At 56.5% G+C, this 16,440-nt stretch carries 17 protein-coding genes; 2 read left to right on the forward strand and 15 right to left on the reverse strand.

Annotated features, from left to right (window positions below; all coding sequences use genetic code 11):
- Window positions 1-15 precede the first annotated feature (15 nt).
- The 8 genes from trpA to HMPREF0908_RS09975 form a co-directional block, all read right to left on the reverse strand.
- A complete protein-coding gene (gene trpA, locus HMPREF0908_RS09940; protein ID WP_006691367.1) occupies window positions 16-801 on the reverse strand; it encodes a tryptophan synthase subunit alpha in 786 nt (261 codons plus the stop codon).
- A complete protein-coding gene (gene trpB, locus HMPREF0908_RS09945) occupies window positions 798-1,985 on the reverse strand; it encodes a tryptophan synthase subunit beta (RefSeq protein WP_006691368.1) in 1,188 nt (395 codons plus the stop codon). Before trpB ends, trpA begins: the two co-directional genes overlap by 4 nt.
- Before the next feature lie 3 nt (window positions 1,986-1,988).
- Window positions 1,989-2,774 carry an indole-3-glycerol phosphate synthase TrpC gene (trpC, locus tag HMPREF0908_RS09950; RefSeq protein WP_006691369.1) on the reverse strand — a complete coding sequence of 262 codons (786 nt, stop codon included), beginning with the start codon at window positions 2,772-2,774 and terminating at the stop codon, window positions 1,989-1,991.
- 133 nt (window positions 2,775-2,907) lie between these two features.
- Window positions 2,908-3,519: a phosphoribosylanthranilate isomerase gene (locus HMPREF0908_RS09955; RefSeq protein ID WP_006691370.1), complete on the reverse strand. Its 612-nt coding sequence runs from the start codon at window positions 3,517-3,519 to the stop codon at window positions 2,908-2,910.
- A 68-nt stretch (window positions 3,520-3,587) separates the two neighbouring features.
- Window positions 3,588-5,636: a glycine--tRNA ligase subunit beta gene (glyS, locus tag HMPREF0908_RS09960; RefSeq protein ID WP_006691371.1), complete on the reverse strand. Its 2,049-nt coding sequence runs from the start codon at window positions 5,634-5,636 to the stop codon at window positions 3,588-3,590.
- Window positions 5,633-6,514: a glycine--tRNA ligase subunit alpha gene (gene glyQ / locus HMPREF0908_RS09965; RefSeq protein ID WP_006691372.1), complete on the reverse strand. Its 882-nt coding sequence runs from the start codon at window positions 6,512-6,514 to the stop codon at window positions 5,633-5,635. The genes glyS and glyQ overlap by 4 nt, the downstream gene beginning before the upstream one ends.
- A gap of 72 nt (window positions 6,515-6,586) precedes the next feature.
- A complete protein-coding gene (locus HMPREF0908_RS09970) occupies window positions 6,587-6,865 on the reverse strand; it encodes a hypothetical protein (protein ID WP_040572746.1) in 279 nt (92 codons plus the stop codon).
- Window positions 6,866-6,900: 35 nt separating this feature from the next.
- On the reverse strand, window positions 6,901-7,440 hold the full coding sequence (locus tag HMPREF0908_RS09975) for a 3'-5' exonuclease (RefSeq protein ID WP_006691374.1): 540 nt from the start codon (window positions 7,438-7,440) through the stop codon (window positions 6,901-6,903).
- 252 nt (window positions 7,441-7,692) lie between these two features.
- On the opposite strand from HMPREF0908_RS09975, the gene HMPREF0908_RS09980 reads away from it, so the two are divergent.
- Both HMPREF0908_RS09980 and HMPREF0908_RS11360 read left to right on the forward strand, forming a co-directional pair.
- Complete coding sequence (locus HMPREF0908_RS09980; RefSeq protein WP_040572726.1) at window positions 7,693-8,853, forward strand: FprA family A-type flavoprotein; 1,161 nt, start codon at window positions 7,693-7,695, stop codon at window positions 8,851-8,853.
- 50 nt (window positions 8,854-8,903) lie between these two features.
- Window positions 8,904-9,005, forward strand: a complete 102-nt coding sequence (locus HMPREF0908_RS11360) for a secretion protein HlyD (protein ID WP_071585479.1) — start codon at window positions 8,904-8,906, stop codon at window positions 9,003-9,005.
- A gap of 57 nt (window positions 9,006-9,062) precedes the next feature.
- Here the strand turns inward: HMPREF0908_RS11360 and ahbB are convergent, their stop codons facing one another.
- From ahbB to tig, 7 genes are all read right to left on the reverse strand, one after another.
- Window positions 9,063-9,551 carry a siroheme decarboxylase subunit beta gene (ahbB, locus tag HMPREF0908_RS09985; RefSeq protein ID WP_006691376.1) on the reverse strand — a complete coding sequence of 163 codons (489 nt, stop codon included), beginning with the start codon at window positions 9,549-9,551 and terminating at the stop codon, window positions 9,063-9,065.
- Window positions 9,552-9,572: 21 nt separating this feature from the next.
- Window positions 9,573-10,031, reverse strand: coding sequence for a siroheme decarboxylase subunit alpha (gene ahbA / locus HMPREF0908_RS09990; protein ID WP_040572727.1), 459 nt, complete (start codon window positions 10,029-10,031; stop codon window positions 9,573-9,575).
- Window positions 10,032-10,154: 123 nt separating this feature from the next.
- On the reverse strand, window positions 10,155-10,778 hold the full coding sequence (yihA, locus tag HMPREF0908_RS09995; protein ID WP_006691378.1) for a ribosome biogenesis GTP-binding protein YihA/YsxC: 624 nt from the start codon (window positions 10,776-10,778) through the stop codon (window positions 10,155-10,157).
- 19 nt (window positions 10,779-10,797) lie between these two features.
- A complete protein-coding gene (lon, locus tag HMPREF0908_RS10000) occupies window positions 10,798-13,116 on the reverse strand; it encodes an endopeptidase La (RefSeq protein ID WP_006691379.1) in 2,319 nt (772 codons plus the stop codon).
- Window positions 13,117-13,195: 79 nt separating this feature from the next.
- The gene (gene clpX / locus HMPREF0908_RS10005; RefSeq protein WP_006691380.1) at window positions 13,196-14,461 is read right to left on the reverse strand and encodes an ATP-dependent Clp protease ATP-binding subunit ClpX; all 1,266 of its coding nucleotides are present in this window, start codon (window positions 14,459-14,461) and stop codon (window positions 13,196-13,198) included.
- A gap of 14 nt (window positions 14,462-14,475) precedes the next feature.
- The gene (gene clpP, locus HMPREF0908_RS10010; protein ID WP_040572728.1) at window positions 14,476-15,087 is read right to left on the reverse strand and encodes an ATP-dependent Clp endopeptidase proteolytic subunit ClpP; all 612 of its coding nucleotides are present in this window, start codon (window positions 15,085-15,087) and stop codon (window positions 14,476-14,478) included.
- Between the two features lie 24 nt (window positions 15,088-15,111).
- Window positions 15,112-16,401, reverse strand: coding sequence for a trigger factor (gene tig / locus HMPREF0908_RS10015; RefSeq protein ID WP_040572729.1), 1,290 nt, complete (start codon window positions 16,399-16,401; stop codon window positions 15,112-15,114).
- Between the last annotated feature and the right edge of the window lie 39 nt (window positions 16,402-16,440).

Genomic DNA, 16,440 nt, shown 5'->3' on the forward strand with positions numbered 1-16,440 from the left:
GGCAATATTGTTCCCTTAAGCATCGAGTGCCTTGCGCATCGCAGCAATCAGCCGGATGCCGCCGTCGATATCACCGTCGAGAATGTGCTTGACGACCGCACTGCCGACGATCACACCGTCTGCCTGCTTTGCGGCGCGTGCGGCAGCCTCGGGCGTACCGATGCCGAAGCCGATGGCAAGAGGGATATCCGTATAGCGGCGTGCGGCAGAGCAGACCTTCCCGATGATGCTGTAGTCGATCTCCTTGACGCCTGTGACACCATAGTTCGAGACGCAGTAGACGAAGCCCGCTGCATGACGGCACGTCTCCGCCATGCGCTCTTCCGTCGTTCCCGGCGTGATGAACTCCGTCAGGGTAAAGTCATGCGCACCGCAGATGCGGCGCATTTCCTCTGACTCTTCGTGCGGGACATCGGGCAGGATCACGCCGTCCATCCCCGCTGCCTTGAAGTCCGTGACAAAGCGCTCAAACCCATAGTGGTTCACCATGTTGATGTAGCCCATGCCGACGATGGGGATCTCGGAGTGTCTGCGGATCTCCTTGACGATCTCAAGCGCCTTCTTCATCGTCATGCCGTTCTTCAGTGCTGCGACGCTTGCCGCCTGAATCACGGGACCGTCCGCCATGGGATCGGAGAACGGCAGTCCGAGCTCGATGAGGTCGGCGCCCGCCTCCTCGGCACGGCGCACGATGTCCACGGTTGCCTCCGCACTCGGGCAGCCCGCCGTCACGTAGATGTAAAGCCCTGTCCGTCCGTCGGCGCGGAGCTTTGCGAGTTTGTTATTCATCCGCTTGCTCATGCGATGTCCTCCCCCAGCTCCTTTGCCACCATCTGCACGTCCTTGTCGCCGCGTCCCGAGAGACAGACAACAACGCGCTCGCCCGCCTTGGTCTTGGGCATCAGCGTCTCCAGATACGCCAGCGCATGCGAGCTCTCGAGCGCGGGAATGATCCCCTCGATGCGCGAGAGACGCTGGAATGCGTCGAGTGCCTCTCTGTCCGTCACAGAGACATAGGTGACGATGCCCTTGTCCTTAAAGTAGGAATGCTCCGGACCAACGCCGGGGTAGTCAAGCCCTGCCGAGATGCTGTACGCCTCAATGACCTGCCCGTCCTCATTCTGCAGGAGGTTGCTGTACGCTCCGTGCAGGATGCCCGGCGTACCGCCGCCGCTGAGCGTCTTGGCATTGTCGCCGTCCGCATCGCTGCGCCCACCCCCCTCGACGCAGAACTTCTTCACGTCGGCATCATTGCGAAAATCATAGATCGTACCGATGGCGTTGCTCCCGCCGCCGATGCAGGCGACGAGATAGTCGGGTTTCGCGTGGAATTTCTCCTCTGCCTGTGTGCGAATCTCCTCACCGATGACCTTCTGGAAGTCGCGCACCATCATCGGATAGGGATGAGGCCCGACAGCGGAGCCAATGACGTAGTAAGTATCCGTGATGTTTGTTGCCCAGTAGCGGATCGCCTCGCTCGTTGCATCCTTCAGCGTTCCCGTGCCGCTCGATACGGGGACAACCGTCGCGCCGAGCAGACGCATACGGAACACGTTGAGCTTCTGCCGCTCCACGTCAAGCGCACCCATGAAGATGCGGCATTCCATTCCAAAGAGTGCCGCTACCGTCGCCGTCGCCACACCGTGCTGCCCCGCGCCCGTCTCTGCGATAATGCGCTTCTTGCCCATGCGGTGTGCAAGAAGTGCCTGTCCGAGCGCATTATTGATCTTATGCGCCCCCGTATGGAGAAGATCCTCGCGCTTGAGATAGATGTCCGCCTTGCCGTAGTGCTTCGTCAGCCGCTCGGCAAAATAAAGATTCGTCGGACGCCCTGCATACTCCTTGAGGTAGCTGCGGTACTCCGCCTGAAACGCCGCATCGTCACGGTATTTCAGATATGCCTCTTCCAGCTCATTCAGTGCCGGCATCACAATCTCGGGCACATACTGCCCGCCATAGTCGCCGAATCGTCCCTTCTTGCTCATATATTATTGCTCCTTCGTCTCAACATCAACCAGTTCTCTTGCAAACGCCCCGACATCCGCCGCACGCACCAATCCCTCTCCGACCAGCACGCCTTTGCACCCTGCCGCACGAACGCGTTCCGCATCCGCACGGGCAAAGATGCCGCTCTCGCTGATGAGCGTACGATTCTTGTCTGCGTAGGGCAGGAGGGCGAGCGTCGTCTCCACGCTCGTCTCAAAGGTCACGAGATTGCGGTTGTTGATGCCGATGAATTCTGCCGGCGTTTCCTGTGCAGTTTCCAAATCACGGCGGTCGTGCACCTCTACAAGAGCGTCCATCCCAAGACTCCACGTCAGGTAAAGCAGCTGCTTCAGCTGCTCCGGCGTGAGGATGCGCACAATCAGCAGAACGGCATCCGCGCCCAACGCACGCGCCTCGTAGACCTGATAGGGATCGATGATAAAATCCTTGCGCAGGAGAGGTGTATCCACACGTGCACGTACGGCGGAAAAATCCGCGTTGCTGCCGAGAAAATGCGGATCGGTATGCACGGAGAGCACGGCTGCGCCTGCCGCCGTATAGATATCGGCGAGCTCCGTGACCGTGTGCGCCGTTGTCAGCCGTCCCTTGGCGGGCGACTGCAGCTTGCACTCAGCGATCAGCCCCCACCCATGCCATCGGAAGTGCTCCGCCATACGGAACGTCCCACAGGACAGGTCCCGTTTCAGTACATCGAGCGGCACGGCCTCCTTCGCCGCCGCGACAATGCCGCGCTTCTTCGCCACGATTTCAGCAAGTATATCGCGCATTGTGCACCTCCTTCAGATGATTCATTCTGCGCCTTTCGGCGTATTTGTCTATCTTAGAGGAGAATGCGGCATTTGTCAATGCGAGGACGCACACGATCACTTGTACCGTTCGTGTTCGTGCGGGACAAACGGATTACCGAAGCGCACACACCGCCTCCATAAACGCTGTGATTTTCGCCTTGGATTTCACGCCGTCCTCCTCAAGACCTCCCGATACATCAATGCCGAATGGATGAAAGGTCTCGACGGCCTCCCTGACATTCGCGGCCGTGATGCCGCCTGCGATCAGCACGGGCTTCGTAACGCGCGCAATCTCCCGTGCCGCTTCCTGCCAATGGAACGCCAGTCCCGTGCCGCCTGCTGCGCCTTTGACGTAGCTGTCAACGAGAATGATCTCCGCAGGATAGACGTTCGCTGCCTCTGCATCGAAGTCGTCTCCATAGCGGTACGCCTTGATCACGGGGCGCTCTGCCATGCGTGCCATCTCTGCCGTCTCGTGCCCGTGCAGCTGCACATAGTCCAGCCCAACGGCATCGGCAATCCGGTTCACCTCCGCCATCGGCGCATCGACAAAGACGCCGACCTTCTTCACGCGCTGCATCTCCCGCGCAATCTCATGTGCCGTCTCCGGCGCAGCATAACGCCGACTGCCCTGCGCGAAGATGAACCCGATGTAGTCCGCCCCCGCCGCCTCTGCCGCACGTGCCGCTGCCAAGGTCTGCATGCCGCACATCTTCACCCGCATACCATCATCCTCTCATAAAAAAGCTGCTGCACAAAGATGAAAAGGCCTTTGCGCAGCAGCGTAATTTGTCAGTTCAGCACGATCTTGCTGTAGTCTGCCGTCTCCAGCAGATAGTCGTCGATCATCTTTAAGAGCGACAGACGATTTTCCTTGATGCGCACATCCTTGTCCATCACCATGACCGCATCGAAAAATGCGTTGATCGCCTTGCCAAGGGCTCGTTCTGCCGGAAGCGTATCCTCGCCCTCTGCCCGCGCAGCCGCAGCAGTCTGATAGGCGGAGAGCAGCGCGCCCTCCTCCTCTGCCTGGAACAGTGCAGGATCCACTGCGCCGCCCGTCACGCCGCGGGCGATGTTCCCCACGCGGACAAAGGACTGCACAAGCGCGTCCGCACCATCTGATGCAAGCAGGCGCTCCACATAGGCGGCGCGCACGGGGACATCCGCGACGAAGTCCACATCCTCCAGCACTGCCTCCTGCACATCGTAGCGCACACCGCGCTCTGTGAGCACATTCTTCAAGCGCAGACGGATAAAATCTGCAACATAGACCTGCATTTTCTGACACAGAGACACATCAAGATCATAGAGATCGCACGCCTCGTCCACAAGATCGGAGAGGAGCATCGTGCTCTTCTGCTCGATCAGCATGAGGACGAGACCGAGTGCCTGGCGGCGCAGGGCAAAGGGATCCTGCGACCCCGTCGGAATCCTGCCTTGGCTGAACGTCCCGACGATGTTGTCGACCTTGTCCGCTGCGCTGAGGGCAAAACCGAGCGGTGTCTGCGGCAGCTCATCTCCCGCGAAGCGCGGCATATACTGCTCGTCGATGGCGCGTGCAACGGCAGGATCCTCACCGTCGAGCATAGCATACTCACGTCCCATGATGCCCTGCAGCTCCGTGAACTCCGTCACCATGCCCGTCACGAGATCGGCTTTCGAGAGTTTGGCGGCACGCTGTGCACCAGCGAGGACGGCATCGGCCGCATCCCCCTCCGCCATCTCCTCAACAATCGCCGTCGTGAGTGCCATGAGGCGCTCTGTTTTTTCGTACATCGAGCCGAGCCCCTGCTGGAATACGACCGTTTTCAGCTTTTCGCGGTGCTCAGCGAGGGACTTCCTGCGATCCTCATCAAAGAAGAACTGCGCATCGGCAAGACGCGCACGCAGGACGCGCTCGTTGCCGTGTGCCACGATATCGAGATGCTCCTTGCCGCCGTTGCGCACGGTGATAAAGACGGGCAGGAGGCTTCCGTCCGCCGCCTTGACCGGGAAGTAGCGCTGATGGTCGCGCATCGGCGTAATCACAGCCTCGGCGGGAAGCGCCAGATACTTTTCCTCGAACGAGCCGCTGAGTGCGGTCGGATACTCCACGAGATAAAGCACCTCTTCGAGGAGGTCGGGCGTGATCTCCGCCGTACCGCCGCAGGCCTTTGCCGTCTCTGCGATCTGCTCACAGATCATGGCGCGCCGCCGCTCGGGATCGACGATGATATACGCCTTCTCGCACGCCGCCTCGTAGTCCGCCGCCGACGTGATCACAAAGTCCGCAGGGGCGAGCGTCCGATGCCCGCGCGAGTGATTCCCGCTCGTCACCCCGGCAAGGGCAAAGGGCACGATCTCCGTCCCGTAGAGTGCCACGAACCAGCGAATCGGGCGGATGAAGCGGAAGTCCAGATCGCCCCACCGCATACTGTTCGGCAGGGGAATCGCACGCACAAGGTCAGGCAGGAGCGAGGTCAGAAGCTCGGCCGTCGCTGCACCGCTCTCATGCACGGAGGCATAGACATAGCCGTCCCGCTGAATCAGAGCAGACGGATCGACGCCCTGTCCGCGCGCAAACCCCGCGCCCGCCTTCGTCGGATTTCCGTCCGAATCAAAGGCAATGGCGACGGATGGACCGCGCGTCTCCGTATTGACATCTTCCTGCCGCTCCGCAAGCCCTGTCACAATGAGGGCGGCACGGCGCGGTGTACCGAGCGTGCGTACCTTCTCGCAGGAAAGGCGGTGCTCCTTCAGCATCGTCTCCGCCAGCTGCGCCAAATCCTCCAGGAGGTGCGGCATTACGTGCGCCGGAATCTCCTCCGTCCCGATCTCGAGAAGCAGATCTCTCTTCATGCCTTTCCCTCCTTCTTCAGCAACGGATACCCCAGTTCCTCCCGCTGTGCGAGATACGCCTCGGCACAGAGACGCGCGAGTTTGCGCACACGCCCGATGAATGCCGTCCGCTGGGAGACGCTGATCGCCCCGCGTGCGTCGAGCAGATTGAACGTATGCGAGCATTTCAGCACGTAGTCATGCGCCGGATGCACATAGCCTGCCTCGATGACGCGCACCGCCTCCGCCTCGTACTTGTCGAACAGATCAAAGAGCAGCTTCTCATCCGAGAGATCGAACGCATACGAGGACTGCTCAAACTCATTCTGATGGAACACATCGCCATAGGTCACATCATCCGTCCACGCGATGTCATAGACGTTCTCTACGCCCTGAATATACATGGCAAGGCGCTCAAGCCCATAGGTGATCTCCACGGAGACGGGCTTTACATCCTGACCGCCGACCTGCTGGAAATATGTGAACTGCGTAATCTCCATCCCGTCCAGCCAGACCTCCCAGCCAAGCCCCCACGCGCCCAGCGTCGGCGACTCCCAATTGTCCTCGACAAAGCGGATGTCATGCTCCTCGGCGTGAATGCCGAGGCGGGCAAGGCTCTCAAGGTAAAGTTCCTGGATGTTGTCCGGCGACGGCTTCATAATCACCTGGAACTGATGATGCTGATAGAGACGATTCGGGTTGTCTCCATAGCGTCCGTCCGCCGGGCGGCGGGAGGGCTCCACGTAGGCGACATTCCACGGCTCTGGCCCCAGAACGCGCAGGAACGTCCACGGGCTCATCGTCCCTGCGCCCTTTTCTACGTCATAAGGCTGGGCGAGGATACAGCCCTGCCCCGACCAGAACTCCTGCAGTGTGAGGATAACCTCTTGAAATTTCATGCAAACAACCCCTCCAACAAAAAAACCGCGTACCTCCTATAAGAATACGCAGTTTTGAAAAAATAGCAAGACCTATTTAAAACTGTTCCGCAAACCTTTTAAAATACCTGACTGACCCGCATTGATATCCTTATTCCATTTGCCGTCATAGCCCTGGTCACCCGAAGGAAGCAAGGCACAGGCTATGATAAGGAGAATAAAGGCAACCACAATACCGACGATAATCTTGCGCTGATAGGAGCTGCGCATCTTACGTACACGCTGAAGGCGCTCCTCAAAAGCTTTTCGTTTACGCTCGCGCATGAGTTGAGCCGGCGTTTTTTCTTGTTGTTGATCCTTTTTCACAGCCATAATAACTACCTTCCCTTTCATTCCTTGCAAAGGGTTCAGTCAAATAAACTCTGCTCCTCATAGACCGGCTCACTCATCTTCCGGTAACAAAAGAGCGTTGCCAGTGTATCTGCAAGCGCACCGTGTGCTACAGTCGTTCCCCAATCGTAGCGATAGTATTCCGCACATTCTGTCAGTTTCCACCAACGATACCCGCCGCGCCGTGCATCCGGAACTTTGCGGAATGCTGAAAACGCAAGCATCACATCATGACGATTCGCATTCGTGATACGAATCCCCGACTGAGCCAAAAGGCGAATGTCAAACTCAATGTTATAACCAACGAGAAGGGTATCCGGCGCGTTGAAGAGGCACTCCAGCTCCTCACGATGCGTGAGAATGGGATCACAGTCTGCAACCATCGCCGGCGATATGCGGTTGATCCGCTCTGCATCCGGCCATTCCGCCTTACGCACGGGAGCATACATGCTGTCCACCATTGTCTCGCCTGTACCATTCACGACAGCAAGTGTCAGCACTTCATCATCACTGCGAAAGCCAGTTGTCTCAGTGTCAAAGACCAGAATTTTTTCCACGTGCGAAAGTCCTTTCTTTTCTAGTCATTTCATCCTATTTATTCATGGCTTTCGTCGTATTTATTATACCGCAGGCTGAATCATCTGTCAAGAAAGTGCCTGTCACACGGGTAATAGAGCGGAAAAGCCGCATAAATTTTTGTTGCAAAATATTCGGAACTAGTCTAGAATAACCCTGTGAGTATAAATACTATTTATAGATTTATTCTATAAACAATCCAGATAAACCTATATATGAAAGGAGCGTCTTTCATGAACGCCGTCAAACTTCGCGACAACATTTACTGGGTCGGTGCCATCGACTGGTCCATGCGCAGTTTCCATGGATATGATACGCAGCGTGGTTCATCATACAACGCTTACCTTATTCTTGATGATAAGGTCACGCTAATCGACACCGTCAAACAGGGCTTTGAAGATGAACTGCTCGCACGCATCTCCTCTGTCATCGACCCATCGAAAATCGACTGCATCATCTCGAACCATGTAGAGCCGGATCACTCCCACGGTGTATCTCTCATCTCGTCACTTGCACCGCATGCAAAGATTATCACGAGTGCCCCAAATGGACTGAAAGGACTGCGTGCCTACTACGGAGATCTCCCTTACGAAACCGTGAAGGCAGGCGACAGCATTTCACTCGGCAAACGTACACTGAAATTCATCCCGACGCCGATGCTTCATTGGCCGGACAGCATGGTCACCTACTGCCCGGAAGAAAAAATCCTCTTCTCGAACGATGCATTCGGTCAGCATCTGGCATCTGGAAAACGGTTTGATGACGAAAACGACATCGCTGTTGTCTGTGAGGAAGCAAAAAAATACTACGCCAACATTCTCTTTCCTTACGGGGCACAGGCAAAGGCGGCACTCAAGGCACTGCACGGGCTCGACATGGAGATGATCGCCACAGGGCACGGCATCATCTGGCGTTCCCACATCCCTGAGATCATCGAGCGCTACAAGCAGTGGTCGAGCGGCGAAACAGAGGAGCGCGCCGTCATCGTCTTCGACAGCATGTGGCACTCCACCGAAGCGATGGCACATACGATTGCCGAGGCGTTCATCGACAAGGGTTACTCCGTCGGCTACTACGACATCAAGAAGAACACCCATGCAGACATCATGACGGATATCCTTACGAGCCGCTATCTCGCCGTCGGTTCACCGACGCTCAACAACACGATGCTCCCGACCATCGGCGGTTTCCTCTGCTACATGCGGGGGCTCGCACCGAAAGGACGCAAGGCATTCGCCTTCGGCTCCTATGGCTGGGGCGGGCAGAGCATCCAGCAGATCGAGGACGAGCTGAAGACGGGCGGCTGCGAGATTGCCATGGACAAGGTACGTATCCTCTACGTTCCATCCGAGGAACAGCTCAAGGCACTCCATGATCAAGTGCTCGCACTCTAGGGAATCGCTGATAAAATAGACCCTCAGATTGACGTAGATTTTTTCGTCCGATTGAGGAGGCAAACTGGACGCATAGCCAAAGCTATGTGGAGGATCGCGGGGAAAAAAGATGTGCTAAGATGGCGGTGCTGAATTTATCAGTGCTTCCCTAAGTAAATAGAACCCCCCGAAGGCTCACGATGGAAGCCTTCGGGGGGTTTCTGTCAATATCACTCTTCCATAAAGTACTGCATCGACGTCTTCTTCCACTCTTTCTTGGTGTAGAGCATCACACGATCTTCGATATTCGTTGCGGCCGCGAGTTCTCCGGCGATCTTCTCACACTCTTCTCTGCTGAAGCCATGGATCATCGTGTAGACGTTATAGGGCCAATCCGCCGTACGGCTGCGGTCATAGCAGTGGGAGACGCGCTCGTGCTGCGCCATCCGCCGCGCCACCTCATCCACGCGTACGTCGGGGACATTCCAGACGCAGAGACAGTTGGACGTAAAGCCAACCTCACGGTGACGAAGAACCGCCCCCATCTTGCGAATCTTCTTTTCCGCAATCATACGCTCCACGCGCTGCAGAAACTCCTCCTCGCTGATTCCGATTTCCGCTGCGAGCGCCTTGTACGGCTCAGCAACAATCGGAAATTGGCCCTGCAGGAGACGGATGATCTTGCGGTCGAGGGCATCGACTTCGATTGCTTCGCTCATAGATATGCCTTCCTTCCTGCATCAGTTCAGCTTAAACTGCACGTTAATCTTATATTTCTTATTCGCTTTCAGGCTCATCAGACGCTCCACCCCGGGCAGTGCCTCGATCTCCCTGATGATCTTCGCCTCCATCGCCTGCGACGGTGTCATCAGGGTAAACCATAGGTTATACCTGCCCTCGCGCTCGTAGTTGTGTGTCACGCCCGTATAGCGATTGATTGCCTGGGCAACGGACGGAAGCTGATTGGGCGTCACGCACAGCGCGATCAGCGTCCCCTGATAGCCAAGCCGTTCCGAGTTGAAAAATGTCCCAATGCGCCGCAAAAAACCGTCCGCCTTCAGGGTGTCCAGCCGCTCAAGCACATGCTCCTCCGTTGTCTCCAGCATCTCGCCGAGACGCGCAAACGGCCGTGAACACACCGGCAGGTTGCCCTGCAGGAGGTTCAGCAGCCGCTTGTCAAATTCTGTCAGTTCTGCCATTAAAGACTCTCCCATACACAGTGCACCATCTTCATGCACCAGGGTCGGATCGTCTTGCTCATGGACAATCGTATCATAGGACACAGGAACAAAAAGATGAATGCGATTCACTTCTCTGTGTGCCTATTCTAACAGATATTCCTTCATCACGTCAAGGAGTTCTGTGCGCCCCTCGTTTTTAGGCACGGAGTACGGCAGAATCGAAAGATCGGGGACGCCGAGTGTCCTGCGCATCAGCGACAGCTGTTTTTGCCGCGCCGTACGCCCAAGCTTATCCGCCTTCGTGGCGATAACCAGCACGGGTATATCATGCGCCACAAGCCAGTCAAACATTTTGCAGTCAGAGGTCATGGGCGCATGACGGATATCGAGCAGGAGAGCGACAAAGTGCAGATTCTCTGCATGGAGGAAGTACTCCTCAATAAACTTTGCCCATGTATTTCGGCTCTCACGCGCCGCCTTGGCATAACCATAACCCGGCAGATCGACCAGATGCACGGGATGGCGTTCTTCACCTCCATCGATGCGCATCAGCAGCTCATAGAAGTTGATCGTCTGTGTCTTCCCCGGTTTCCCCGATACATGGGCAAGCTGGCGAATGCGTGTCAGGGAGTTGATGAGGGACGACTTCCCGACATTGGAGCGCCCGATGAATGCAGCCGCAGGGCACTGTTCCTCGGGGTATTGATCGCGCCGTACCGCAGAGGCAAGATAGGCAGCCTTTGTAATGACAACTGGCTCGGACATACTGCACCTCCTGGCTTCCCTAATTATACAGCGCGACTTTCAGCACCTCGTCCATGTGCGCTACAGGCACAAACTCGAGTGACGCGCGCACCGCATCGGGAATATCCTCAATATCGCGTTCGTTCTCCTGCGGAAGGACGATGGTATGCATCCCCTCGCGATAGGCAGCGAGCGTCTTCTCCTTCAGCCCGCCGATCGGCAGGACATTCCCGCGCAGCGTGATCTCCCCCGTCATGGCAACATCGGAGCGCACCTTGCGCCCCGTGAGCGCAGAAATCATCGCCGTTGCCATGGTGATGCCGGCCGAGGGGCCGTCCTTCGGAATCGCTCCCTCGGGCAGATGGATGTGTATGTCGTCCGTCTCGTAGAAGTTCTCCGCCAGATGGAGTGCATCCGCACGGCTGCGCACATAGGAGAGCGCCGCCTGTGCCGACTCCTGCATCACGTCGCCAAGCTGCCCCGTGAGGATAAGTTTTCCCTTCCCGCGCAGAATGTTGACCTCCGTCCGCAGCACGTCGCCGCCGACCTCCGTCCACGCGAGCCCCGTGACGACGCCGACGAGCGGTTTTTTCTCCTGCCGCGCCGCATGGTACTTCGGGCGTTCCATGAACTCCGTAAGGTTCGCCTTCGTCACAGCGATGGGCGGTGTCTCCCCTTCGACGATGCGCCGCGCCGTCTTGCGGCAAAGCTGCCCCACAACGCGCTCCAGCTCGCGCACCCCCGCCTCGCGCGTATAGGAGCGGATGAGCGCAGGATAGACGCCTGCACTGATGCGGATGTCCTTTGCCTTCAACCCGTTCTGAATGCGCTGGCGCGGCAGGAGATGCTGCCGTGCTATCTCGACCTTCTCCATCTCCGTATAACTCGAGAGATTCAGGATCTCCATACGGTCACGCAGCGGTGCGGGAATACGTGCGGGATGATTTGCCGTGACGATCCAGAACACCTGTGAGAGGTCAAACGGCAGCTCCACAAAGTGATCGCTGAACGTGCAGTTCTGTGCAGGGTCAAGAACCTCCAGCAGGGCGGCGGAGGGATCACCATGAAAGTCCATGGCGATCTTGTCCACCTCGTCCAGGAGAAAGACGGGGTTCTTCGTTCCCGCACGGCGAATCCCCTCGATGATGCGGCCCGGCATCGCGCCGACATAGGTACGGCGATGCCCGCGAATCTCCGCCTCATCACGGATGCCGCCGAGTGAGATGCGGATGAACTCCCTCCCCATCGCACGGGCAATCGATGCTCCGAGCGACGTCTTGCCGACACCGGGCGCACCGACGAAGCAGAGGATGGGGGCATTCTGCTCCGGTGCCAGCTGACGCACAGCAAGGTAGTCGAGGATGCGCTCCTTGATCTTTTCGAGTCCGTAGTGGTCTCGTTCGAGCACAGAGCGTGCTGCGGTCATATCGACCGTCTCTTTGGTTGTGTGCATCCACGGCAGCGCGATCAGGCAGTCCAGATAACTGCGGATCACACCGACCTCGGCACTCATCGCAGGGCTGACGTCGAGACGGTGAATCTCACGCTCGATGGTCTCGCGTACGGCATCGGGAAACGCCCCCTCCGCGAGAGCTGTACGGTAACGGTCCACATCGGCGGACTTATCCACATCGTCGCCGAGTTCCTTATGGATTGCCTTTATCTGCTCACGCAGATAAAAATCACGCTGAACCTTGTCCATCTGCTTACGGACACGACGGTTGATCTTCTGCTCGATCCCCATGATATCCAGCTCATAGACGAGTACCTCATAGAGGCGATGCAGACGTGCGCGCACATCAATGGTGGCAAGGATATCCTGCCGCACCTCATGTTTCAGGCTCAGATGACTGGCAATGATATCCGCGAGCCGTCCCATATCTTCTATAATGGAGATCGAAACAAGTGCCTCAGGGGGAATCTTGTGAGAGAGCTTCACCCATTCCTCAAATTTACTTGTCACACCGTGAACAAGTGCCTCCATATCTTTTGTCTGCGGCACATCCGGGTTCTCCTCCTCAACCACATTGACCTCCGCCTCCGCATAGGTCTCACCCTCACGAACGGAGAGGATCTCTGCACGCTGCTGCCCATCAACCAGAATCCGCAAGACACCTTCCGGCATCCGCAGAAACTGACGAATTTCGGCAACTGTGCCGACATCATAAAGATCTGCAGCAGTTGGTTCGTCAAGCTCCGGTTCCTTCTGTGAGACGACAAGAATGCGGCTGTCACCCGCAATAGCCGCCTCAATCGCCGCAACAGAGCGATCACGTCCCACATCCAGGTTAACCATCATATGCGGATAGACCACCAGCCCACGCAGGGGGAGCAGCGGTAGTGTTTGTTTCTCAGACATGGTCGTTCCTTCCGTCTATGGTCTCACTAATAAAAAACAAAGGAGCACCGCAATGCAGGCTCCTTCCAAAAATATGATGCTAATTTGCAGCCGCCATTTTCTGTGCTCCTGTACCATCAATGGTTAAGATGGGGTCACTATGGTTGATGATAACATCCTTTGTGACCTGACATGCTGTCACACCGTGAATTGACGGCACTTCATACATAACATTCCGCATGATGTTCTCAACGATGGAACGCAGTCCGCGCGCCCCCGTCTTATGCGTAAGTGCTTCCTTCGCGATAAGGTGCAGTGCCTCATCCTCAAAGGTGAGACGTACGCCGTCCAATTCAAGGAGCTTCTGAAACTGCTTAATAAGCGCATTCTTCGGTTCCGTCAGGATGCGGACAAGGGCATCCTCATCGAGTGAGTTCAGTGTAACAACCACAGGAAGACGTCCAATGAACTCGGGAATCAGCCCGTTTTTCATCAAATCTTCTGGAATGATTTTGCTGAGTGACGCACCAATTTTGACGCGCCTCCTTGAGCGCACCTCTGCCCCGAATCCCATCTGCTTCTTGCCAAGACGAGACTCGATGATCTCCTCAAGGCCATCAAATGATCCGCCGCAAATGAAAAGAATATTCGTCGTATCAATCTGCAGCAGTTCCTGCTGGGGATGCTTTCGCCCCCCCTGCGGCGGTACCGATGCCGTCGTCCCCTCAAGGATCTTGAGAAGCGCCTGCTGAACGCCCTCGCCGGAAACATCCCGTGTAATCGAGGGATTTTCCGATTTTCGCGCAATCTTATCGATTTCATCAATGTAGATGATACCGCGCTGTGCTTTTTCGATGTCGTAGTCTGCCGCCTGGATCAGCTTCAGCAGAATGTTCTCGACATCCTCGCCGACATAGCCTGCCTCCGTGAGAGAGGTTGCATCGGCGATGGCAAACGGCACATTCAGGATGCGTGCCAGTGTCTGCGCCAGCAGGGTCTTGCCGCTGCCAGTGGGGCCAATCATGAGAACATTCGACTTACGCAGTTCCACGTCCTCATTTTTCCCTTGTCCTGCATGAATCCGCTTATAATGATTATAGACCGCAACCGACAATGATTTCTTTGCTTCATCCTGTCCGATCACATATTGATCGAGGATATGCCGAATCTCCTTTGGCTTCGGAATTTCTTTCAGACCGACATCAACTTCGTCGCCAAATTCCTCTGCGATGATCTCATTGCAGAGTTCAATGCACTCGTCGCATATATAGACCCCCGGCCCCGCGACAAGCTTGCGCACCTGCTCCTGTGTCTTTCCGCAAAACGAGCATTTGAGCTGTCCCTTATCATCCGCGCCAAATTTCATCGCATGACACCCCCTCAGGCCTTGCTGTCAGCAGATGTATCCTTTGGTCGGAGGACAACCTCATCAATGAGGCCGTATTCTTTTGCCTCCTCCGCCGACATGAAGTTGTCGCGTTCCGTATCAATGTTGATCTTTGCAGTATCCTGCCCTGTATGACGTGCCAGGATCTCATTGCCGACTTCACGCAGACGCAGGATCTCCTTCGCCTGGATCTGAATGTCCGTCGACTGTCCCTGTGCTCCTCCAAGCGGCTGATGGATCATAATACGGGCATGCGGGAGGGCATAGCGTTTTCCCTTTGCACCCGCCGTCAAGAGAATCGAGCCCATGCTCGCCGCCTGTCCAACACAGATCGTGGAGACATCCGGCTTGATATACTGCATGGTATCATAGATCGCCAGTCCTGCCGTGACAACACCGCCGGGGCTGTTGATGTAAAGGTGGATATCCTTATCGGGATCCTCTGACTCCAAAAAGAGCATCTGCGCAACAATGACGTTGGCAACGCTGTCATCAATCGGACCACCAAGGAAGATGATACGCTCCTTCAGCAGGCGGGAGTATATGTCATAGGCACGCTCCCCGCGTCCGGAGTTCTCCACCACCATCGGTACATAGTAACTCATATGTTCCTCCCCGCAGGAGCTTTCTTACTCCGTGATATTGTCCACGATAAACTGCGCCGTTTTCTTGCGCAGAACCGTCGCAGCAAGATCACTGACGCGCCCCTGTTCCTTGATGATCTTCTGAACCTGCTTTGGTGTTGCGCCATAGGAAAGCGCCATGGCATAGACTTCCTGATCAAGATCCCTTCCATCGACCTTGATATCCTCTGCCTTTGCCACCTCCTCGAGCATGAGGTCAGTGCGCACATTCTTCTCTGCCGTCTCGCGGTACTCATCACGGATGCGCGCCATATCAAGACCTGCGTACTGAAGATACTGCTCGAGGCTCATCCCCTGCTGCTCAAGGCGCATCGCCATCTCCTGAATCATCGCCGTGATGCGGTTCTCAACCATCACCGGCGGGATCTCCATCGTGCAGTTGTCCGTTGCCATGTCAATCGCCTTCGTGCGGCGCTCATTCTCCGCCCGACGCGCCGCACTTTCCTGAAGGTTCTTGCGGATGTCCTCACGCAGCTCCGCCAGCGTATCGAACTTGCTCGCCTTCTTGGCAAACGCATCGTCCAGCTCTGGCAGTTCGCGCGACTTGATGCTGCGCACCGTGCACTTGAAGGCGGCCGCCTTGCCCTTGAGATTCTCCGCATGGTAGTCCTCGGGGAACGTGACGTTCACCTCACGCTCCTCACCGACCTTCGCGCCGATGAGCTGATCCTCAAACCCCGGGATAAAGGAACCTGAACCGATCTGGAGCGGGTAGTCTTCGCCCTTGCCGCCCTCGAACGGCACACCGTCTACAAAGCCATCGAAATCGAGCGTGATGAAGTCGTCCTTTTTGACAGCGGCATCTGCGGGGGCATCGATGAGTGTGCCCTGATGCTGGCGCATTCCCTCAATCTGACGATCAATGTCTTCCTCAGAAACCGATGCCTCAGGCTTTTCAACCTTGAGTCCCTTATATTCGCCAAGCGTAACCTCGGGGCGCTGGGTAAACTTCGCCGTAAACACGACATTCTTGCCCTCTTCAAGCGTTACAATGTCGATCTCAGGGCGCGTCACAGGCTCCATATCCTGCTCCTTCAGTGCCTCATCAAACGCCTTCTGGGCAACAGCCTCAAATGCCTCCTGAAGGATGGCTTCCTTCCCGACAAAATTCTCGACGATCTTGCGGGGGGCCTTTCCCTTACGGAATCCCGGAATATTCACACGTCCTGCGATACGCTTGGCCGCACCGTCCGTTGCATTCTCCAGCTTTTCCTGCTCCACTTCAATCGTCAGCGTGACCTCGCGGTTCTCACCATGCTCCGCCGTAACCTTCATTGTATGAAACAACCTCCTGCTTTTTCCTTTGAGAGCGCG

The sequence above is a fragment of the Centipeda flueggei ATCC 43531 genome (assembly GCF_000160695.1).
Lineage (GTDB): Bacteria > Bacillota > Negativicutes > Selenomonadales > Selenomonadaceae > Centipeda > Centipeda flueggei.

What these genes read in the sequence shown, in the direction of transcription:
- yihA (WP_006691378.1), bottom strand. Translation starts at nt 10,778, where the DNA reads ATGTCCGAGCCAGTTGTCATTACAAAGGCTGCCTATCTTGCCTCTGCG.
- glyQ (WP_006691372.1), bottom strand. Translation starts at nt 6,514, where the DNA reads ATGAAATTTCAAGAGGTTATCCTCACACTGCAGGAGTTCTGGTCGGGG.
- ahbA (WP_040572727.1), bottom strand. Translation starts at nt 10,031, where the DNA reads ATGGCAGAACTGACAGAATTTGACAAGCGGCTGCTGAACCTCCTGCAG.
- HMPREF0908_RS09970 (WP_040572746.1), bottom strand. Translation starts at nt 6,865, where the DNA reads ATGGCTGTGAAAAAGGATCAACAACAAGAAAAAACGCCGGCTCAACTC.
- trpC (WP_006691369.1), bottom strand. Translation starts at nt 2,774, where the DNA reads ATGCGCGATATACTTGCTGAAATCGTGGCGAAGAAGCGCGGCATTGTC.
- clpX (WP_006691380.1), bottom strand. Translation starts at nt 14,461, where the DNA reads ATGAAATTTGGCGCGGATGATAAGGGACAGCTCAAATGCTCGTTTTGC.
- glyS (WP_006691371.1), bottom strand. Translation starts at nt 5,636, where the DNA reads ATGAAGAGAGATCTGCTTCTCGAGATCGGGACGGAGGAGATTCCGGCG.
- clpP (WP_040572728.1), bottom strand. Translation starts at nt 15,087, where the DNA reads ATGAGTTACTATGTACCGATGGTGGTGGAGAACTCCGGACGCGGGGAG.
- trpA (WP_006691367.1), bottom strand. Translation starts at nt 801, where the DNA reads ATGAGCAAGCGGATGAATAACAAACTCGCAAAGCTCCGCGCCGACGGA.
- HMPREF0908_RS09980 (WP_040572726.1), top strand. Translation starts at nt 7,693, where the DNA reads ATGAACGCCGTCAAACTTCGCGACAACATTTACTGGGTCGGTGCCATC.
- lon (WP_006691379.1), bottom strand. Translation starts at nt 13,116, where the DNA reads ATGTCTGAGAAACAAACACTACCGCTGCTCCCCCTGCGTGGGCTGGTG.
- HMPREF0908_RS09955 (WP_006691370.1), bottom strand. Translation starts at nt 3,519, where the DNA reads ATGCGGGTGAAGATGTGCGGCATGCAGACCTTGGCAGCGGCACGTGCG.
- ahbB (WP_006691376.1), bottom strand. Translation starts at nt 9,551, where the DNA reads ATGAGCGAAGCAATCGAAGTCGATGCCCTCGACCGCAAGATCATCCGT.
- tig (WP_040572729.1), bottom strand. Translation starts at nt 16,401, where the DNA reads ATGAAGGTTACGGCGGAGCATGGTGAGAACCGCGAGGTCACGCTGACG.
- trpB (WP_006691368.1), bottom strand. Translation starts at nt 1,985, where the DNA reads ATGAGCAAGAAGGGACGATTCGGCGACTATGGCGGGCAGTATGTGCCC.